The following is a 20212-nucleotide window of genomic DNA, read 5'->3' as shown; positions in this document are numbered from 1 at the left end:
CCGGTGGTTAAAACAAGAATCACAGGATTTCATCATCCTGTGATTCTTTGCATTTAATTTCCCTGCGACGTCGCCGCGTAAATTGTGGTGACCACCTGCTGATTGGCGCTCAGCGTTTCATCCAGCGTTTTCTTGCCTTCCAGCAAATCCGAAATATTCCGCCCGACCGCATCCCCCATCTGATCAAAGCCCGGAATACTCACGTACTGCACGCCCTGATACGGCACGGGATATAACGTCGGCTGTTCCGGCGTCGCGGTTTCCACCGCCTGTTTTACACCGTCTGCGTAAGGCGCGAGTTTCTGGTATTTCACCTGCGCGTAAGAAGAATAGCGGCTGCCCGGTGGAATAGCGCCCCAGCCCACGGTTTTCGCGACGTCCTGAATATACGCCTGCGACGTGGCCCAGGTGATAAATTGCTGCGCTTCGTCTTTGTGGCTGGCGCGCTGCGGAACGGCCAGCGCCCATGCCCAAAGCCAGTGCGAACCGTTGCTGGAAAGTGCCGTCGGCGCGGGTGCAAAACCGGCGCTGTCGGCGACAGGCGAAATCTGCGGGTTAATCACCATTCCGGCGGCGACGGTGCTGTCGATCCACATCGCGCATTTGCCCTGCGCAAACAGTCTCAGGTTCTGACCAAAGCTGTTGGATTTCGCATCCGGCGGGCCGTAATCATGCATCATCTGCACGTAATCGGTGAGCACCGAACGCCACTCGTCGCTGTCGAGACGCGGATGCCAGTTTTCATCAAACCATTCCGCGCCATAGGCATTGGCCATCGTGGTGATAAATGCCACGTTGTCGCCCCACCCCGCCAGCCCGCGCAGGCACAGGCCGTAAACGCCTTGTGATTTATCAGTCAACTGCGCCGCAAACGCTTTCACTTCATCCCAGCTCGGATTTTTCGGCATGGTCAGATTTTTTTTCGCGAACAGATCTTTGCGGTAATACGTCATGCTGCTTTCGCCGTAAAACGGCAAGGCGTACAGCGTGCCCTGCCAGGAAAGCGCGCTGCGGATGGGTTTGAGCAAATCATCAACATTGTAATCAGCGGGCAAATTGTTGAGCGGTTGCAGCCAGCCTTTTTTGCCCCACAGCGGCGCTTCATACGTGCCGACGGTGATCACATCGAAATTCGCCTGCCCGCTGTTCATGTCGCTGAGCACCTGTTTGCGCAGCTCGCCGTCGTCCATGACGTGCCATTCAAGTCTGATGTCCGGGTGTGATTTCTCAAACTCACCGGACATCTGCTGCATGATTGTCATGTCACCGTTGGCGATGGTGGCAATTTTGACCACGGTTTGCGCCTGCGCGCTGGCGCAAAAGGCCAGCGGCAGCAAAATACTGAGGATCCGTCGCTGAAAAAGACCCGGCATGAGACCTGACATGTTCGTGCTCCTTTTCGGCTCAGGCATTCGCCAGACGCGGTTGACGGGGCGCTGTTTCCGGCGAATTCAGCGCAGGCAGCGGTTCCAGCACGCCTTCCACGGCACCTGGCGCAAGCTGTGCTGACGGACGAAGATGGAAGAACGACATTTTCTCAACCAGCCGCGCCGCGTGTTCGTTCACGGTATGGCTGGCCGCGCTGGCCTCTTCCACCAGCGCCGCATTTTGCTGCGTCGCGCTGTCCATCTGCACGATGGCGACATTGACCTGATCGATACCGCTGGACTGCTGACGGCTGGCGACGGCGATGTCAGCCACGTATTCCACCATTTTCGCCATGCCGCCGTTGATTTCCTGAAGCGTTTCGCCGGAACGCAGCACCAGTTTGCTGCCCGCATCGACTTTGCTGACGCTGGTCTGGATCAGGGTTTTGATTTCCTGCGCCGCCGTGGCAGAACGTTGTGCCAGCTGACGCACTTCTGAGGCGACCACCGCAAAACCGCGCCCCTGTTCGCCAGCCCGCGCGGCTTCCACCGCCGCATTCAGCGCCAGCAGGTTAGTCTGGAAAGCAATTTCGTCGATTACACGGTTGATATCGGCAATTTTATTGCTGGATTCTTCGATGTCGCGCATTGCGTTCACCGCATCGTCCAGAATTCCGCTGCTCTGCTGCGCCTGTTTGCGGACGGTCTGCGCCAGTTCGCTGGCCTGCGCGGCATTGTCGGCGTTGAATTTCACCGTGGCGGTCATCTGTTCCATGCTCGCCGCCGTTTGTTCAAGCGAGCTGGCCTGCGCGTGCGTGCGCGAGGACAAATCATTGTTACCGTCGGCCATTTGCCCGGCTGCGCTGCTCAGCGCCAGCGCGCTTTCCCCGACTTCGCGCACAATGCCGCTGAGACGAGCGTCCATTTTCGCCAGCGCCTGCATCAGTTCGCCCATTTCATCTTTCGGGATTGCGCCCAGACGGTGATTCAGGCCGCCTTCGGAAATGGATTCAGCCAGACGACGTGCGCGACGTACTGCGCCGGTAATCGAACGCACCAGTAACCAGCCCGCAATCCCGGCGACCAGTAAACCGACGGCCAGGATCGCCGCCATGCTGTTGCGCATCGTGGCGTAAGCCGCTGAACTGGTTGCGTAATTGTTTTCGGCATGGTTTCGCATCAGGTTATCCAGTCCGTCGATATCCTGCTGCAATGCCTGACTGCCATTTTTCAGACGCGTTTCGATAATGACCAGCGCACCGGACGGATTGCCTCCGGCGACCAGTTTTGCAGCATTGCTGATGGCGGCCTGATAACCGTTCGGGTCATCGAGAAAAGTGGTGCGGAGTTTTTCGCTGCCGGGCACGGCAAACGTGGCTTCATACGCCTTGCGCTCGGTGGCAATTTGCCTGCCGTAAGCATCAATCTGCGCGACACGCTGATCGACTTCTGCCGGATCGGTCCAGTAGCGCAGCGATTCAAACAGCGTCGCCGATTGCATCTGTGCCAGACGGTATAATTTTGCTGAATGCTGTAACGGTAATAACTCGGTGCGGTAGGTCGAAATCGCCCGCTGATCGGCGGCGCGCAACCCTAAAATGGCCCAGACGGCGGCGACAGTCAGCAGAACGCACAACAATCCCACGATGCCAATCAACCGGCTCTTGATGGTAAATCCCATATCAATTCCTCTGATAACAGCGGTAATCCAACAGGAAGGCGTCAGCATCGCATGGAAAATGGATGATCGCCCTTTGCACGGTTTATCGGCAGGCGTTGAAGAATGTTTAGTCAGTTATTTCAGTCGCCTGTGTCCGCGCCGCAATGACGACTTTGGCGATTTTAGATGGCAACGGTTTACGTTTAATCAGGGATTTATGCTGCCGGAAAGACGCAAACATATTTTGTTACTTTACGACGACAAAAGATTTTGAGACGGATAAAACACAAATGATTACTATTCACATTCTCATTGCGTGCGCTTCTTAAAATTTGCGATTCAGGCTGATGGCTGCGGTCAGATGATCCTGTTTAAAGACAATGAAAAGAAGCGGCGGCGCTTTCTATTAATGTGGTTTTTACGGGATACATTATGTCTTTCAGTGGCAGGGATTACGGCGCGGAAACGTCTGCGCCGGAGAACAAAAGTAAGCTTTCAACCTCATTGTCGGCACTGGCGATCCTGGTCATGACGGCTTCTTCCGCTGCTCACGCCGCAGCCACCACCAGCACCTCGTCCGCTGCGCCCGCCGCCGATGAGAATATGGTTGTGGAAGGAACAACGGGCGGAACCGCCGATGAGTCACAGGATTACAACGTCAAAACCACGCGCGCGGGCACAAAAATGTTGCTGACGCCGCGAGACGTGCCCCAGTCCGTCAGCGTGATCACCAAACAGCGCATGCAGGATCAGAACCTGCAATCGGTGGGCGACGTGATGGATAACACCACCGGCATCTCGACGGAAGTGATCGACAGCGAACGTGTTTCCTATTTCTCACGCGGCTTTTACATCAATAATTACACCTACGACGGCATTCCTTCTTCCGTCAGCGATACCTGGAACTTTGGCGATGCCGCCGAAGACACCGCCATTTATGACCGTATCGAAGTCGTCCGCGGCGCGACCGGGCTGATGACCGGTGCCGGTAATCCGGCGGCGTCCGTCAATATGGTGCGCAAACAGGCGGACAGCAAAGAATTCACCGGCAATATCAGCGCCAGCTACGGCAGCTGGAATAAACAGCGTTACGTGCTCGACGTTTCCGGCCCGCTCAACGAAGAAGGCTCAGTGCGCGGCCGCGTCGTGGCCGGTTATCAGGATCAGGACAGCTGGCTCGACCGTTACCATAAAACCAAAAAATTCATTTATGGCGTGGTCGATGCCGACGTGACAGATAACACCACGGTGTCGCTCGGCTACGATTATCAGGAAAATAATACCGGCAATCCGACGTGGGGCGGGCTGCCGACCTGGTACAGCAACGGCGCACGCACGCATTTCGACCGCAGCACCAACACTTCGGCAGACTGGACGCACTACAACACACAATCGCGCAAAGTCTACGCCAACGTGAAACATGATTTCGATAACGGCTGGACATTCCGCGTCAACGGCACGCACGGCGAACAGAAATTCGACGACAAGCTGCTGTATATCGAAGATTTCCCGGACGCGACAACGGGCGAAGGGATTTCCGGATTCGGCAGTAAAGACCGCGGAACGCGCAAACTGGATTCGGTGGATACTTACGCCAGCGGACCTTTCCAGCTCTTTGGCCGCCAGCATGAAATGGTCGCGGGCGTCAGTTACAGCCGTCAGCACAACTCGACGTACAGCGCCAACGGCCCGATCGACAGCGACACCATGGGCAGTTTCAACAACTGGAACGGCGACGTCGCAGAACCGGAATGGGACGACTGGTATCTGAACGCCGACGACGTGGTGCGCCAGAAAGCGGGCTACCTGGCGACCCGGTTCTCGCTGGCCGACCCGCTCTCACTGATTATCGGCGCGCGTTATACGCAGTGGAGCACCGCCGGCAGCAGCGGCAACATGAGTAAAAATAACCTCACGCCTTACGGCGGCCTGGTTTACGACATCGACGATACCTGGTCGGCTTACGCCAGTTACACTTCCATCTTCCAGCCGCAAACCTACCGCACCCGCGACGGCCATTATCTGGCACCGGCCACCGGGAAAAACTACGAAACCGGCCTGAAATCCAGCTGGATGAACGACCGCCTGACCGCCACGTTCGCCGTTTTCCGCATCGAACAGGATAATGTCGCAGAAGCGGACGGTGACAACTTCGTCAATGACACCAGCGAACAGGCCTACTACGCCGCGCAGGGCACGGTCAGCAAAGGCGCTGAATTCGAGATTAACGGCGCAGTGACTGACAACCTGCAAATGACTTTCGGCGCCACGCGCTACGTTGCGCGGGACAACACCGGCGGACGTCTCAACAGCAATATGCCGCAGACGCAGCTCAAACTGTTCAGCCGCTATCAGTTGCCGTGGATGCCGGATCTCACCGTCGGTGGTGGCGTGAACTGGCAAAACCGTACCTTCCAGGATGCCACCGGGCCAGAAGGCAACACAGTGCGCGTATATCAGGGCAGCATTCCGCTGGTTAATTTGTTCACCCGTTATCAGGTCACGCGTCAGCTCGCGGTGCAGGCGAACATCGATAACCTCTTTGACCGCAGCTATTACTCATGGCTGAGCGATTACGCCGTTTACGGCCAGCCGCGCAGTTATTCCGTCAGCCTTTCTTACGCGTTCTGATTTGACCCTTTGAACGTTCTGCCGCAGGTATCGTGCCTGCGGCTTTCTTTTCTCCTGAAAGCATCCATGAACCGAATTATTGAGTCAGGTCATCTGCGGGAAATCTTGAACAGGTATTATTAATACACCTTAACTTTCAGGTTACGTCTATGTCCGGCAAACGCATCACCCGCGAAAAACTCACTATCCGCAAAATGATCTACCTTTATCAGCGCGCCTGCCCGCAGGCACAGGAAGACGCCGCGTACTATCAGGCGCTGAATGCCTATGCCGATAAACGGCTGGATAAATGTGTATTTGGCGAGGAGAAACCGGCCTGCAAACAGTGCCCGGTTCACTGCTATCAGCCCGCAAAACGCGAAGAGATGAAGCAAATCATGCGCTGGGCTGGCCCGCGAATGCTGTGGCGTCATCCGGTTTTAACAATCCGCCATCTGATCGACGATCGCCGCCCCGTGCCGGAGCTTCCGGAGAAATACCGGCCAAAGAAATAATGAGATTTCAATACTCAAAATGCTTTCACCTTTCGGACGCCATCGCGCAATTAACCCCTTTTTGATGCGCGCAGCCGTTCTCAGATGATCATGGTAAGGGTGAATATCGGATTCTGAGGCGTTTAAGAAATGAGTTACAGGGCGCGAAAGCGCCCTTTTTTTATGCGGAATTTGGTGCGTGGTTTAGGCCGGGAACTAGCGACTTGCATCGACGTCCGGGTTTTCAAGCAGAGCGAGATAACGCTTCGTTACCGCAGGAAGATTCTCCTCCAGCCATTTCGCCATTTGCTCTTCCTGAATTTTGATCGTCTTAAACGTCTGCGCGCCTTGCAGGTCACCCACGGCTTCGGCGGCAACAATCAGGGCACTGTAACAGGCAATTTCGAAATGCTCGAACACATAGCCGCTGATCCCGCCCTTCACCACTACATCGCTGACAAACATTCCGCTCAGCGACTGTCCCATCGCCGTGGCTTTCGCGGCAACGTCTTTGATCACCGAATGGGAAGTATCGAGGCGATCCAGCACATCCTGAACCAGTTTCTGCTGGCCCTGCGTTTCCACAATATGCTCTTTAATGCGGCGCTGTAAAAGCGGGTAATGTTCAAGCCGGTCAGCCATTTTAGTCAGCATGGTTTCAGCTTGTTTTTCCATTGCATGCGCGTCACGCACCCAGTCAATATAATTTTCCTGCGCTTTAGATTTGCTCAGTGTTTATTCCTAACATTATCGGGGACGTTACGTAATAATTTCTGCGCAATTAACTTTTTGCAGTTTTGGTTGCAGATTGTGATCCCGCAATAACCGTTAATTTTTTATCGGTGTCTTTTTCTTCCTGCAATGTTTCTTCAAGTAATTTCGCAGCCTGAGAATATCCCAGCTTTTTTGCTAACGCGGCTAGGGTGCCGTAAGTCGCAATTTCATAATGCTCAACTTTTTGGGCAGCGCCGATAAGGCCGGCGTCCAGCACTTCGCCTTTTTCAACAGAATCAATCAGCTCCTGCGCTTCTTCAACCAACCCTTCCATCGCGTGACATTTCATACGTTTAAGGCGAATTTCATCAGAAGACTCAACGACTTGATCTAATCTTTCAATCTGTCCCTGCGTTTCTTCAAGGTGTGTTTTAAAAGCATCGACCAGTTTAGGGTCTGTGGCAGCACGGGCCATTTTAGGCAGCGCCTTGGTTATCTGACGTTCAGCACTATAAACATCAGATAAATCATGAATGAATAATTCTTTTAAGGTTGTAATAGACATTATATTTCCTTTTTACAGCGGCGGATTTATTGACTCATTAAGCGTAGTCCCTTTGAAGGTCATAAATTTCGTTTGAGACTTATCTCATCAGAAATATAAAATAAAAATCTATTTTTATTCATTCATAAATACGCTAACTCCCTGCCTGCTATGACGATAATATTATTTACCGACAGCCAAAAAAAATTTCATTACTTTTATATTGAAAAGTAAACATCCACTCATGACGTCATAGATTCAGGAAGTGCGTCCGTTTTGTTTGTTCACCGTCAAACGCATTTTCTGCAATGGGAAGTGCAAAATGTAACTCACTGCAACGCTTGAAATTTCTCTGGAAAGCAAACCTCAATTTCGCATTAAGCCTGTTGGTTTACTTCTTTGTATTACGCTATAGTGCGCCCGCTGCGGCAAAATCCGCAGCCGGGTTTCGCAGCTCGGTTAACTCTATAAGGACGTACTTAATGCCATGCATTGAGTGCCAATGTCTTTGCTCATCTGTTATTTGTACGGCTAACGCTGTCTGATAACATCAATGGTGGCTCAGACGGGGCAGCCTTCGGGCTGGCCGGTGTCCTTGTAGGCCGGTACTGCGAACCTTGTCTGAGCTACCACCAAAGAGTTTCGCAGCTCTCGTGGTAGTCGTACTTACTACAAGGAGATGTTAATGAAACTATCGCATAGCCCCACTTTTCTGCCCTTCTGCACCACGTTTACTGCGCAAGCCAGCACAGGAGCAAACTGTTATGACTAATCAGGACTGGCATCAGGCCGATATCATTGCCGCGTTACGCAAGAAAGGCACCACGCTTGCCGCCGTTTCCCGCGCTGCCGGTCTGAGTTCCTCGACGCTTTCAAATGCGCTTTCCAGACCGTGGCCCAAAGGTGAAATCCTGATCGGTCAGGCGCTGGGTATTCCCCCGTCCGTCATCTGGCCGAGCCGCTATTACCATCCTGCCACCCATGAGCTGATGCAGCGACCACCGCGCGCGGCGAACCGGATTTAAAAACAGGTCGAGGGAATAAGATTAAGGGTGCGAAATGCGCCCTTTTATTTGTTCATGTCAAAAACACCGAACCTGTAACCCACTGTAAATATCCTCTTTGAATATTGCGTTAATTGTGGCGGAAGTTTGCTTAACAATGAATTAGCAATTAAAGCTAAAGGTCGCAACATGAAAAGGTGTTTATTGGCAATGTGCCGGATAAATATCTCAAGTGCGCAATCACCTCTGATTATTACGGCACATTCTGAATATCCGAATCATCCGGGTATAGAGACTGTATTAGTGAGGAGTAAATCCATGAAAGGCTTAGTAAATGATGTTTTATCCATATTCTATCCAAAAGCTGTTAAGCCTGTTTTGGTGCGCGCCGGATTATCGCATCGTGAAATAGCCTCCCTGCAAGCCGTCGGCGTGACCACGGTTTCCTGGGCTACGTCCATGGAAGAACTCAACAGCGCGTTTGTTAAAAAAGCGTTAGACGCCGGTGCTGTCGGCTACCACATCACCAATGTGGAATCGCACAAACCGGGCAAGGAAGATCAGCACGTTATGGCCGCAACGGCGACCTTCTACCATATCAACCACAAAGTGGCTTATGGCTGATGGATTACGACAGCAGTGATGAAATGAAAATGCCGCAGGCCGGGAAGGTTTGCGGCATTTTTTAATTATCAGAATGGCGATTTGAAATCAATTGAAGGGAACTCTCTGCGCCATCAACGCCCATCATTCTCTTTTTCTTAATGTAAAGAACGAGTAAGATTAGCCCGAATAACAACAAATAAGGGAAAGGAACAGGAAATGGGATCGATGGTTTTTTGTAGAGGATGCGGAAAGGAGATCCACGAGTCTGCTAAAGCATGTCCTCACTGCGGAGCCACTCAAGGCATTAATACGCAAGGGACTAAAAGCAGAATTGCGGCGGCTTTATTAGCATTCTTTTTAGGTGCCTTTGGCGTCCACAAGTTTTACTTAGGCAAAATCGGGCAAGGTTTCTTATACCTCATTTTCTGCTGGACGTTTATTCCGTCAATAATCGCATTCATTGAGTTCATTATTTACTTATGCGATTCAGATGAGAATTTTGCCAAAAAATACGGCTGAACTGACTCATCCATTACGACAAAAGCCACTGATTAAGTGGCTTTTTTTGTTTGGTGCCGAAAGCATTGTTCATCTGTTTTTAACGCTAAGCATATATAGGCAGCAGTAAAAATAACTTAATCACGATGACATTAACGATATCGATAAAGAACGCGCCCACCATCGGCACAACCAAAAAGGCCAGATGCGAAGGCCCGAACCGTTGCGTGACCGCCTGCATGTTGGCGATCGCCGTTGGCGTCGCGCCCAGCCCGAGGCCACAGTGTCCGGACGCTAAAACAACCGCATCATAATTTTTACCCATCACTCGGTACGTAATAAAAATAGCATACAGCGCCATGGTGACGGTCTGAACAAGCATGATCGCCATAATCGGTAACGCCAGCGAAGCAATCTCCCAGAGTTTCAGGCTCATCAGCGCCATCGCAAGAAAAAGAGACAAACTCACATTCCCGAGAATCGAGACAGCGTGTTCAAAAACACGATAAAAACCTAACCAGGACAACGTGTTGCTGAGTATCACGCCGATAAATAAAACATAAACGAAAGTGGGCACCTCAAGCGAGGAGCCTTGCATAAGGTCTGATACAAACCTTCCCGCGCTCAGACAAATCGCGATTAACGCGATGGTTTCCACAAATATTAACGGCGTGATCTCGCGCGCGGCTCCCGGTTTTTCAAATAACATCGGATCCGCGGTATCGTCCGCGACGCCGCCGGGAACGGCGCACCGGCTCAGCAGAAAACGTGCAATCGGCCCGCCCAGAAGACCGCCCAGCACCAGCCCGAATGTCGCACACGCCATCGCCACTTCCGTGGCATTACGGAAACCATATTGTTCGACAAAGACTTTACTCCAGGTCGCGCCTGTACCGTGGCCGCCCGTCAGTGTGATTGACCCGGTCAGAAGCCCCATCAGCGGGTTCAGCCCCAGCATTGTCGCCATGCCAATGCCGATTATATTCTGCAATACCAGCAAGCCGGTGACGACGCAGATGAGGAGGATCAGCGTCCGCCCGCCGGAACGAAGGCTGGCCAGATTGGCGTTTAACCCGATGGTGGCGAAAAACGCCAGCATCAGCGGTTCTCTCAGAGACATGTCGAAGTCTATATCTGTGCCGGTAAACTGGTTGATTGCCAGCAGCAATAACGCCACCAGCAAGCCGCCCACCACAGATTCAGGGATCGTGTATTTACGCAGCACGTCGACGGACTGCACGCATTTGCGCCCCAAAATAAGCACCAGTGTGGCGGCAACCAACGTGCCATAAGTATCAATCTGAATCATAAGAGGGTCTCACTTTCATCATCTCTGAAATGAGGGAAGAAATGCGCAGGCAATAGACAGCAGACGACGCCCGCATAAATCAATGATAGTCGGTCTTTGACCTGAGCTTCACTCCTCAAGAAGAAACCTTCTTTCACTCTAAAAAGCACCCGTAACAAGAAACATTTAAGCTGAGAAATCCGCATCGTCAATCACAAAACTTCCTGTGAAACCATCAATTCATCGCACGATAATTTGACTTAAGATGAGATACAGCAAGCATTCACTTAGCATCTGCAGGCTTAAATTGACTTAATGCAAAATGAATTCAGTTTTGAAAAACTTAGTTCTTTATGGTTATCTAGGCATACAACATTAGTCATGAACATGCCTTAACTAACAAAGGTTTAAAATTTTTTTGTGCTTAAGGTGTGAGTTTATCAGCGCTTGCATCAAGAATATGGGTTCAAGGGAAGTTATCATGAACATTTCCATCTAAGTCACATATTGAACTCGAAATTTTAAAAACCTCGTTAAAGGAACCGGCTATAATTTTATTAATAACCGCTATCCATCACGAACGAACTCCACACAAACTTAGTATATTGGTTCATCATTTTTAGCCTTATAACTTCTCTCTATACTTTCTGTTTTTTAGTAGATGTCGTATCATCCAACTTTAAAACAATATACATATAAAACAATTGGTTATGAAAAAAAGAATATTCATGCTCTGTACATATGTCTTTCGGAAACATAACATAAATCCCAAAAATCTTGCAGAGAAAACATTGACGTGGTTTTATATAAAGATATCTACCCGTTAAGCATGGAAACCACCGAGTCATAAAAATATGACATATGCAAAGGAAAAGTATATATGGTAATCCAAACGAGCTTCACAGATAAAACTAATGATGATGATAAGGAGATCGGATTTCGCTATCAATATTATTACTTTCTCTATCGATTGTTAAATATAAAAGCAGGTCAATCTGTTGGTTTAGAAGTAAAAGATGACGTACATACAGAGTTAAACAATGATAGCCAGATACTCTTTCAACTCAAGCATACAGTCCAGACTGATGCATCTGGGAATCCTATTTCATTAACAGAGTTGGACATAGATCTCTGGAAAACATTACATAATTGGGTAAAAATAATAACTGATCCGATTGATGGAAGAGGTGACAAAACAGAGCAAAAAGCATTCATTAATAAAACTGAGTTTCATCTAGTGACAAATAAATCTGAAAGTTTAAGGAATACACTCCTTATTAAATTTGAGAGTTACAAGTCATCAGAAATTAAATTAGAAATTTTGCATGAGTATATAAAAAGTCTATATAAAAAAACTGAAAACTCTAAAATAAAAACGTATATTAATACACTTCTTGCACTTGAAAAAGACGTGCTTAAACCGTTTCTAATGAAAGTAAATTTTAAATTAGACGAAATCGATGTTATCGGGTTGATAAAAAAATCTATAAAAGAAAAGATGATTGATGACTCCAAAATAGATTTAGTGTTCCAAAAATTAGACTCATCAATCAGTACTGATAACTTTATAGCAGTTAAAGAAGGCCGTAAAATAGTAATTGACTTCGATTCATTTTATAAACGCTATAGAAACATTTTTGCTGCATCAAGAGAACGTTTATCTATTAATAGAAGTTTTTCATTTTCATACCCGACTGATATTTATTCTCAAGTATTTATAAAACAACTTATCGATATTAATGCACTTAAAGTTGGTGATACTGAGAAAGCTTTAGAGCTTACTACTAGTAAACTAAAGATTACACGCTTACTGGATGAATGGATTCAACAAGGTGAACTAGTATCCTTCGAAATCTCTGATTTCCATAATGATGTAAGAAAAAAATGGCTCAATGCATTTGAACACTGGTGCGAAAACTGTAATGAAGAACATATTGTTTCTCACGCCAAATCGCTATTGTATGATCTTAGACAAAAAGAATTCATCTTAATTGAAAATAACCTTAGCACAGAGTTAAGCAATGGAGAATTATATAAACTCTCCGATGAAAAACTAATTGGATGGCATAGAGATTGGAAAATAAAATAGAAGATATCTTCTCATGGGACGGATATAACAATATCGGAATAGGATCAATAGCTATTGCATCTGTGCTGAATTATCGAAAAGTTTTATCCGTACCCAAAGCATTGTTAGTAATCCCTATGATTACTCACACGCCAACGCTGTCATATATGTCTAGTAAATCAACGCTAAACCGTAGCAGTGCAGCCTTGACTTCAGGATTCCCTAATTTATTTACAAACTTTAATGAAAGATTTGAGGACTCTTTACCACTCTCTTTAAATTCAATCCAATACTTGGTTCATTTAGGATACGCAAAATTTGATCAAAATTTGATTTTTTTAAAAAAATTAGAAATTGATAATGAATTTGGAACGCGAGCAGAAAAAATATTCATTGCCTCTAAAAAAATATCTCAACTGCTTAACGATGATTCTGAAGAACTTTTTTTAAATTTAAGGATAAAACTGTGAACTTTGGATTAGACTCTATAATTATTTGGTCACATAAAGATGAGATCAATGAATTAAAATTCGAGAGAAATAAAGTCAATGTTATCACTGGAGAAAGCCAGACAGGAAAATCGACAATAATAAAAATTATTGATTATTGCTTTCTTGCAAGTGAGCATGATATACCACATGATGTGATCAATGATAATGTTAACTGGTATGGCTTGAAATTTTACATTAACAATAAAAATTATTTCCTTGCAAGAAAAAGTCCTCATGGAAATAGGGTATCAACAGAGTACTTTTTCTCCAGTCTTGGCGAATATTCATTAATACCTTACTCAAACATTAACGAGAACGATCTTCGCTCCATCCTTGAAGCAGAATTTTCTATAGATGAAAGAGTACGAATGCCTTTTGGTTCCAGAAATATTAAGTCTGGTGCTAAAATTTCATTTCGTTATTTCTTTCTTTTTAATACCATATCGGATGATATAATTTTAAATAGTAAGATTTTTTTTGACAAGCAAGATATTGATAGATATAGAGATGCTCTTCCAAGGATATTTGATATTTCTTTAGGTATTGATACTTTGGAAAATATAGTTGCCCGTGAGAAAAAAGAGAACTTACTCAGGGAAATAAATAGACTTGACAGAAAAAAAGCTGACTTACTGACTAACAATAATATTTACAGTGAAGAGATTAGCTATATTTCAAAAAAATCATCCGAGTATGGGTTAATCCCTTATACGGATGGGAGTAACGTAGATAACGATTTACTAAAATATTTACATTCACCAACTATTGGTGCCAATTATTCTGCTTCGACTAAGAAATATTCAGATTTAAAAAAGAAACTTTATTCGGTAAATAGGCAATTGAAAAAATGTGAAATTTTTAATGAAGAGTATAAAAGCTATAGAGATATTCTTAAAAATAATTCTGATAGTCTTAGACCGTTACAGGTATTAATAGATAGAAGTGATAAAGTAGTTAAATCTGATTTTTTTGATGAACTTATCAGCAGTCTAAAATTTGATCTGATTTCAATTAAAAAATCTCTTGGAAGTCGACAGCCTGTTGAGGTTCAGCTACATAGTTATGTAAAAAAACTTAAGGAAGAAAAATATAATCTAGTTAATGAAATTAGTTCTCTTCCAGAGCAATTACGTTCTTTTGAAACATTACAAGATATGTGGATATTCATAGGGGAAGCAAGAGCAAAATTAAGTGTCTATAAAGACTCAGGATCTCTATCATTAGATAGCAGTCATAGTGATATTGATGATTTAAAAAAACAATATGAAGAAATTACTATACTAGATGTTGAATCTGAAAGAGGAGAAACGATAAAATTGATTGATGAAGTAGCCTCAGGATTAATGAAACAAACTAATAATGCACTAGAGAATTACTCAGATTGGTATGCAAGTTTTAATTATAATGAGAAAAGAATACAGCTTAGAAAACCAAAATCAACACTCATTGAAAATGTTGGTAGCAGCTCAAATCATATGTTTTTACACCTCATACATTCACTTTCTCTCCACGAGGTCGCTATAAATAAAAAATCTGCATTCATTCCAAGCTTTTTGATTGTCGATCAACCTAGCAGACCGTATTGGGGTGATGAAGAAGACATAGATCCAGAAAATATTGAACACAGTGATAAAGCAAAGATTAAAACTGCTTTCAAAATGCTAAACGACTTTATTAGCACCATAAATGCTGAATATGACAGTGAGTTTCAAATTATCATTTTTGAGCACGTTCCGACTAAAATGTTCGATGAACTAAATAACGTGCACATACTACCTATTTTCAGAGATGGAAATGCTCTTATTCCTTTATCTTGGAAAAGTTAGAGTATATTCTTAAAATACCGTATTTTGATGCCATAACTTGATTCTAGGTTGCGGCATCATCTCAAATCATTATCGTTATCTAGATAAATACTTATAAAATAATATTAGTTATTTTCTTCTCAACCATTGAAATAATAATAGCCCTCGCATATTCAATAAAAACTAGGCTAGAACATAATAATACAAAAGGGAATTCTATATGGCCCACAAAAAAACCCAGCCCCGCCTTTCGGCAGGACTGGGTTTTCAGCAATCGTTGCGCGTTAAATCAGTTTACATCTGGATCAGATGTTTGATTTTCACGTCCGGATTGGTGTCGGCGGCGTAATCAACGCCGTTCAGGCCGAAGCCGAACAGGCGCATGAATTCACTTTTGTAGCCTGCGAAGTCCGTCAGTTCAGCGATGTTATCGTTGGTGACTTCGTCCCACAGTTTACCGACTTCTTCCTGCACTTCTGGCGCGATCTCTTTCAGGTCAGCGCGCAGACGGCCTTCGTTGTCCAGCAGCGGAGAAGCACCGTACAGGCTCTCTTTGTACAAGCCGTAAACCTGCTCGATACAACCTTCGTGGGTGCCCTTCTCTTTCATCACTTTGAACAGCAGGGAAAGGTACAGCGGCATCACAGGAATGGCAGAACTCGCCTGAGTGACAACGGCTTTCAGAACGGAAACGCGTGCGTCGCCGTGCTGTTCTGACAGTGAGCTGCGGATATCCAGAACACGTTTGTCCAGATCCTTTTTCGCTTCGCCGATAGAACCGTTCCAGTAGATGTCCTGCGTCACTTCTTCACCCAGGTAGGTGAAGGCCGTGGTTTTCGCGCCATCCGCCAGCACACCGGCCGCTTTCAGGTCTTCAATCCACATCTGCCAGTCTTCGCCACCCATCACCGCAACAGTTCCGGCGATTTCTTCCGGCGTTGCAGGTTCGAGCGTGGTTTCGTTAATGGTTTCTTTATCGGTGTTGATGCCACGGATAGTCACTTGCTTACCGATTGGCTTCAGGGTGGAGTTGAACACTTCACCGGTTTTCGGATGGGTACGGCGTGGCGCTGCCAGGCTGTAAACCACCAGATCAACCTGACCGAGATCCTGTTTAATCAGTTCGATGGTTTTCTGTTTTACTTCATCAGAGAACGCGTCGCCGTTGATGCTTTTGGCATACAGGCCTTTTGCTTCAGCGAATTCTTCGAATGCGGCAGAGTTGTACCAGCCAGCGGTGGCGGTTTTAGATTCATCGCCCGGACGTTCGAAGAAGATGCCCAGCGTGGCAGCGTCAGAACCGAAAGCAGCGGAGATGCGGGCAGCGAGGCCGTAACCGGTTGAAGCACCGATCACCAGGACTTTTTTCGGGCCGCCGTCGATTTTACCCTGTGCGGTCACGTAATCGATTTGTTCTTTAACGTTCGCCTTGCAACCTTCCGGATGGGCAGTAACACAGATAAAGCCACGGATGCGTGGTTTGATAATCATATAGACCTCATTGTTGCAACTGTCTCAGTAAATTGGCCGATAGAATATAGGTTTGCGCCGTTTCAGGCAAAACCTGCTGCTTTATCCCATCGTAAACAGACTTCTCTTAAGTGAAAACTGATTCAATTTTACCCGAATGGACAAAAAAACCACCGGACAATGCTCTGTGAGCAAGTGTAATCCAGTTCCCACCCTTCTCCTGCGCGCTGGTCAGTATTTTCCGAAATTTCAGCATCCGGCGTGCCACAAACCACTCATTTTCCCTTTTTCCTACCAAAATCCTCAACATGCGTTACGTTTAATAGTTGTGTGATCTGCATCACACTCCATAACGACAATAATGAAATACAGGGAGCACTTGTGACTGACAAACTCAAAGACGGACAGGAAAGCGAGGCGAAAAAAGCGCCGCAGCCGACCGAACCGCTGGTAAAAGTAATCGCGTTCATCGCCACCCTCGGTGGTTTGCTATTTGGCTACGACACCGGGGTGATCGCCGGCGCGCTGCTGTTTATGAAGCACGACCTTCACCTGACCTCAGTGACCACCGGGATGGTCACCAGTTTTCTGATACTGGGTTCTGCCATCGGGGCCATCTGCGCCGGACGCGTCGCTGACCGGTTTGGCCGCAAGAAAATCATCCTCGTAATGGCGCTGATTTTCATGCTCGGCTCGCTGGGTTGTGCGCTGGCACCGAACGTCGTGCTGATGATTATCTTCCGCTTCATTCTCGGGTTGGCCGTCGGCGGCGCAGCGGCGATTGTGCCGATTTATATCGCCGAAATTGTGCCGTCTAACCGTCGCTGGCAGTTTGTGACCTTGCAGGAACTGATGATTGTTTCCGGCCAGCTGATTGCTTACACCAGTAATGCGGCGATTAACGAAGTCTGGGGCGGTGAAACGACGTGGCGCTGGATGCTCGGTGTGGCGTGCGTTCCGGCGGTGATTTTGTGGGTCGGCATGTTATTCCTGCCAGACACACCGCGCTGGTACGCCATGCACGGCCGCTACCGCGAGGCGCGCGACGTGCTGGAGCGCACCCGTAAAGCGGGCAAGGTCGAGAAAGAACTGAGCGAAATCCGCAGTTCTATGAGTTCTAAAAGTGAGAAACACTCACGCCGCCAGAAGACCATTTCCGTGTGGATGAAGCGGCTGGTGGCGCTGGGGATCGGGGTCGCGATGCTTCAGCAACTCTCGGGCGTAAACACGATTATGTTCTACGCGCCGACGATGTTGCAGGCCACCGGGCTGAGCACCAATGCGTCGCTCATGGCGACCATCGCGAACGGCGTGATTTCGGTGATCATGACGTTCGTCGGGATCATGCTGCTGAGCCGTTTCGGGCGGCGTCCGCTGTTGCTCACCGGGCAAATTGGTTGCACCTTAACGCTGCTTGCCATCGGGCTGGTGACCTGGCTGATGCCGGAAACGGTCAACGGCCATCCTGATGCGGTGCGCAGTTATCTGGTGCTCGGCGGGATGCTGATTTTCCTGTGCTTCCAGCAGGGCGCGCTGTCGCCGGTCACCTGGCTGTTGCTGTCGGAAATGTTCCCGATGCGCATCCGCGGTATGGCGAACGGCGTCTCGGTATTTGCCATGCAGATGACGAACTTCTCCATCGCGTTTATGTTCCCGATCATGCTGGAAAGCATCGGACTGACCTGGTCTTTCTTCACGTTCGCCGCCATCGGCGTGGCGGGCGGGATATTCGCGGTGATTTTCGCCCCGGAAACGCAGGGTAAAACGCTGGAACAGATCGAGAAACACTTCAAAAAGCATTTACAGGATGACCCTGCGCCAGAGAAGGCAGGCGTTTAAACCCTTTCACCGGCGCAGGGATGCGCCTTTCACTCAAACCTCACGCATATTAAAACGGTGCTTCCGGCAGACCGGGCACCGTTTTTCATCTGCTGACCATGCCGTAAACGGGCGGCGGCACGTCATACACACCCCGCCCGTTGTTTCCAAAATTTCTGAACCCGCCGCAATATCCTTCTCCACGCCGATCGTTTTTTCGAAGCACAGGGTTTCGCAGTTGCCACAACCCGTGCATTTTTGCGCATTCAGCGTAAAAAAAGTGTCACTGATATGAATCGCTGATTCGGGGCAAACCCGCGCACAAGCGCCGCACAGCGAGCACTTTTCGCGATCCAGCACGATGCGATATTCGGTGACCTGCGGGAAGCTGGCGCGTCGTGCCCTGCCGCCCGGTGTAACGTGGCCGGTCTGGCGGGAATCGTCTTTGATGCGCAGCCAGTGACGGCGCGCCCCCTGCTGAGTCTCTTCAGAAGCTGGCTGTAGATCCCACAGCGGTTCACCGGTTTTTTTCAGCCAGATATTCAGGGCGGCAACCGCCATCAGCCAGCCGGAATGCGAACCGGCCACCATTTCGACGGCGCGTATCTGGTATTGCGCGTGCCACATCAGCAGTTCGTTAACTGACGGCGCACTCAGGCTCAGCGGCACCGTCAGACAGCCGTCGCGGTAAGCACGTTCCGCCGGCGTAATGCCTTCTATCGCGCCAGCCGGACAGGCAAAAAGACAGGCCCCGCAGGCCGTACAGCCTGCGGTTTCTATTTCAATCTTACCGTTGTTTACCTTTATGACGCCCGCGCCGCAGACATCCACACAAGCCTGACAAGGGTTGCCGGGCAGAGTATTGCGAACGCAGGCCCGTCCGGCACCGGCTTCGGGCGGACGGGCATCGAGCGAAAACAATTTCATTATTGAATACTGAAAAAGTTAAAGCGCAACATCACTTCGGCAATCAGGATTAGCACCGCGCCCGCCAGCAACCGCAGGCGGCTGAACCGCTGCGTGTGCAGACATAATGCCGTCACGCACACGCCTGCAATCAGCAACGCCCAGGCCACAAAACGCGTGACCGCCATCTGCCCGTACGCCTCCAGAGGCTGATGCGGGAACGTCATCAGATCCGCGCCGCCCAGGCTGGCCAGATAGTTGCCGTACACCGGCTGAACCAGCAGGCGTAAAACGGTGACCGCGATCAGCACGCCAATCGACATCACTGCCAGCCTGCGCACGGTTCCCCACGCCAGCAACGGACGCGCCGCCAGTGTCCACAATCCGCTGACCGCGCCGAGGGTCAGCGCGGTGCCGCCAAACATCACGTAGGTGTTGAAGTGCATCCACGTGACAACGGAAGCGTGAACGTAAATCGCGCTCATGCAGAAGATATCCACCGCGCCCGTCGCGACGGCAATCACCATTAACAGCGCGATCACCCGTTTGGTCAGAAGCGCAATCAGCGTCGCCAGCCCCAGCGCCGCCAGATATCCACTGGCAAACACGATTTCACGGCTCAGCCACGAACTGCTGAAATGGCTCAGCGCATGCAACGCGTTAAGCGGATACCCGAGATGCGCGGTGGACACGATAAGCCCGAGCGCACCGGCAATAAACGCCGTCAGCATGGCGGGCAGCGCAAGACGATGCTTTTCTCTGGCACTCAGTTTGTCCGCGCCGGAAATCAGGATCAGCGTGGTGAACAGCGTGATGCCGACGGAACTCTGGATCAGCAAAGTGAAAATAATAAGTGGCCATACATGCAT

The 20212-nt window shown here is 48.6% G+C and carries 17 protein-coding genes; 9 read left to right on the top strand and 8 right to left on the bottom strand.

The window, feature by feature from the left end:
• Window positions 1–53: 53 nt before the first annotated feature.
• Together IV433_RS04020 and IV433_RS04015 are read right to left on the bottom strand one after the other, a co-directional pair.
• Window positions 54–1385 (bottom strand): ABC transporter substrate-binding protein, encoded by a 1332-nt coding sequence (locus IV433_RS04020; RefSeq protein WP_229893199.1) that lies wholly within the window; start codon window positions 1383–1385, stop codon window positions 54–56.
• Between the two features lie 19 nt (window positions 1386–1404).
• Window positions 1405–3048, bottom strand: coding sequence for a methyl-accepting chemotaxis protein (locus tag IV433_RS04015; RefSeq protein ID WP_195813110.1), 1644 nt, complete (start codon window positions 3046–3048; stop codon window positions 1405–1407).
• Window positions 3049–3459: 411 nt separating this feature from the next.
• On the opposite strand from IV433_RS04015, the gene fhuE reads away from it, so the two are divergent.
• Together fhuE and IV433_RS04005 are read left to right on the top strand one after the other, a co-directional pair.
• Window positions 3460–5658, top strand: coding sequence for a ferric-rhodotorulic acid/ferric-coprogen receptor FhuE (fhuE, locus tag IV433_RS04010; RefSeq protein ID WP_195813109.1), 2199 nt, complete (start codon window positions 3460–3462; stop codon window positions 5656–5658).
• A gap of 149 nt (window positions 5659–5807) precedes the next feature.
• The gene (locus IV433_RS04005; protein WP_195813108.1) at window positions 5808–6152 is read left to right on the top strand and encodes a nitrous oxide-stimulated promoter family protein; all 345 of its coding nucleotides are present in this window, start codon (window positions 5808–5810) and stop codon (window positions 6150–6152) included.
• Window positions 6153–6347: 195 nt separating this feature from the next.
• On the opposite strand, the gene IV433_RS04000 is transcribed toward IV433_RS04005, so the two are convergent.
• Complete coding sequence (locus IV433_RS04000) at window positions 6348–6863, bottom strand: ferritin-like domain-containing protein (protein WP_195813505.1); 516 nt, start codon at window positions 6861–6863, stop codon at window positions 6348–6350.
• A 49-nt stretch (window positions 6864–6912) separates the two neighbouring features.
• A complete protein-coding gene (locus IV433_RS03995; RefSeq protein WP_195813107.1) occupies window positions 6913–7410 on the bottom strand; it encodes a YciE/YciF ferroxidase family protein in 498 nt (165 codons plus the stop codon).
• A gap of 743 nt (window positions 7411–8153) precedes the next feature.
• Between IV433_RS03995 and IV433_RS03985 the strand changes: the two genes are divergently transcribed.
• The 3 genes from IV433_RS03985 to IV433_RS03975 all read left to right on the top strand — a co-directional run bounded on the left by IV433_RS03985 (window position 8154) and on the right by IV433_RS03975 (window position 9518).
• A complete protein-coding gene (locus tag IV433_RS03985; RefSeq protein WP_195813106.1) occupies window positions 8154–8414 on the top strand; it encodes a helix-turn-helix domain-containing protein in 261 nt (86 codons plus the stop codon).
• Window positions 8415–8711: 297 nt separating this feature from the next.
• Entirely contained in the window at window positions 8712–9017 is a 306-nt protein-coding gene (locus tag IV433_RS03980; RefSeq protein ID WP_101078070.1) for a YdgH/BhsA/McbA family protein, read from the top strand.
• A 198-nt stretch (window positions 9018–9215) separates the two neighbouring features.
• Window positions 9216–9518, top strand: a complete 303-nt coding sequence (locus IV433_RS03975; RefSeq protein WP_195813105.1) for a TM2 domain-containing protein — start codon at window positions 9216–9218, stop codon at window positions 9516–9518.
• A gap of 85 nt (window positions 9519–9603) precedes the next feature.
• On the opposite strand, the gene gltS is transcribed toward IV433_RS03975, so the two are convergent.
• Entirely contained in the window at window positions 9604–10806 is a 1203-nt protein-coding gene (gene gltS / locus IV433_RS03970) for a sodium/glutamate symporter (protein ID WP_195813104.1), read from the bottom strand.
• A gap of 859 nt (window positions 10807–11665) precedes the next feature.
• Between gltS and IV433_RS03965 the strand changes: the two genes are divergently transcribed.
• Genes IV433_RS03965 through IV433_RS26340 form a run of 3 tightly spaced genes read left to right on the top strand, consistent with a single transcriptional unit; the run spans window position 11666 to window position 15170 of the window.
• The gene (locus IV433_RS03965) at window positions 11666–12874 is read left to right on the top strand and encodes an ABC-three component system protein (protein ID WP_195813103.1); all 1209 of its coding nucleotides are present in this window, start codon (window positions 11666–11668) and stop codon (window positions 12872–12874) included.
• Window positions 12859–13323, top strand: coding sequence for a three component ABC system middle component (locus tag IV433_RS03960; RefSeq protein ID WP_195813102.1), 465 nt, complete (start codon window positions 12859–12861; stop codon window positions 13321–13323). Before IV433_RS03965 ends, IV433_RS03960 begins: the two co-directional genes overlap by 16 nt.
• Window positions 13320–15170 (top strand): DUF3732 domain-containing protein, encoded by a 1851-nt coding sequence (locus IV433_RS26340; RefSeq protein ID WP_195813101.1) that lies wholly within the window; start codon window positions 13320–13322, stop codon window positions 15168–15170. Before IV433_RS03960 ends, IV433_RS26340 begins: the two co-directional genes overlap by 4 nt.
• Before the next feature lie 273 nt (window positions 15171–15443).
• Here IV433_RS26340 and fabV read toward each other — a convergent pair whose 3' ends face one another.
• Window positions 15444–16640, bottom strand: coding sequence for an enoyl-ACP reductase FabV (fabV, locus tag IV433_RS03950; protein WP_152326696.1), 1197 nt, complete (start codon window positions 16638–16640; stop codon window positions 15444–15446).
• A 345-nt stretch (window positions 16641–16985) separates the two neighbouring features.
• Here fabV and IV433_RS03945 point away from each other — a divergent pair, with 345 nt between their 5' ends.
• Complete coding sequence (locus tag IV433_RS03945) at window positions 16986–18458, top strand: sugar porter family MFS transporter (protein WP_195813503.1); 1473 nt, start codon at window positions 16986–16988, stop codon at window positions 18456–18458.
• A gap of 33 nt (window positions 18459–18491) precedes the next feature.
• Here IV433_RS03945 and IV433_RS03940 read toward each other — a convergent pair whose 3' ends face one another.
• Together IV433_RS03940 and IV433_RS03935 are read right to left on the bottom strand one after the other, a co-directional pair.
• Window positions 18492–19364 (bottom strand): 4Fe-4S binding protein, encoded by an 873-nt coding sequence (locus tag IV433_RS03940; protein WP_195813100.1) that lies wholly within the window; start codon window positions 19362–19364, stop codon window positions 18492–18494.
• Window positions 19364–20212 (bottom strand): dimethyl sulfoxide reductase anchor subunit family protein, encoded by an 849-nt coding sequence (locus tag IV433_RS03935; RefSeq protein WP_195813099.1) that lies wholly within the window; start codon window positions 20210–20212, stop codon window positions 19364–19366. Before IV433_RS03935 ends, IV433_RS03940 begins: the two co-directional genes overlap by 1 nt.

Origin of the sequence: Rahnella laticis, from assembly GCF_015644585.1 — a bacterium.
In the GTDB taxonomy this organism is placed as follows: domain Bacteria; phylum Pseudomonadota; class Gammaproteobacteria; order Enterobacterales; family Enterobacteriaceae; genus Rahnella; species Rahnella laticis.
This window is presented reverse-complemented; position numbering and strand designations above follow the sequence as displayed.

Coding starts and splice junctions, on each gene's coding strand:
- IV433_RS04020 (WP_229893199.1), bottom strand. CDS start 1,385: ATGTCAGGTCTCATGCCGGGTCTTTTTCAGCGACGGATCCTCAGTATT.
- IV433_RS04015 (WP_195813110.1), bottom strand. CDS start 3,048: ATGGGATTTACCATCAAGAGCCGGTTGATTGGCATCGTGGGATTGTTG.
- fhuE (WP_195813109.1), top strand. CDS start 3,460: ATGTCTTTCAGTGGCAGGGATTACGGCGCGGAAACGTCTGCGCCGGAG.
- IV433_RS04005 (WP_195813108.1), top strand. CDS start 5,808: ATGTCCGGCAAACGCATCACCCGCGAAAAACTCACTATCCGCAAAATG.
- IV433_RS03995 (WP_195813107.1), bottom strand. CDS start 7,410: ATGTCTATTACAACCTTAAAAGAATTATTCATTCATGATTTATCTGAT.
- IV433_RS03985 (WP_195813106.1), top strand. CDS start 8,154: ATGACTAATCAGGACTGGCATCAGGCCGATATCATTGCCGCGTTACGC.
- IV433_RS03980 (WP_101078070.1), top strand. CDS start 8,712: ATGAAAGGCTTAGTAAATGATGTTTTATCCATATTCTATCCAAAAGCT.
- IV433_RS03975 (WP_195813105.1), top strand. CDS start 9,216: ATGGGATCGATGGTTTTTTGTAGAGGATGCGGAAAGGAGATCCACGAG.
- gltS (WP_195813104.1), bottom strand. CDS start 10,806: ATGATTCAGATTGATACTTATGGCACGTTGGTTGCCGCCACACTGGTG.
- IV433_RS03965 (WP_195813103.1), top strand. CDS start 11,666: ATGGTAATCCAAACGAGCTTCACAGATAAAACTAATGATGATGATAAG.
- fabV (WP_152326696.1), bottom strand. CDS start 16,640: ATGATTATCAAACCACGCATCCGTGGCTTTATCTGTGTTACTGCCCAT.
- IV433_RS03940 (WP_195813100.1), bottom strand. CDS start 19,364: ATGAAATTGTTTTCGCTCGATGCCCGTCCGCCCGAAGCCGGTGCCGGA.
- IV433_RS03935 (WP_195813099.1), bottom strand. CDS start 20,212: ATGCATGTATGGCCACTTATTATTTTCACTTTGCTGATCCAGAGTTCC.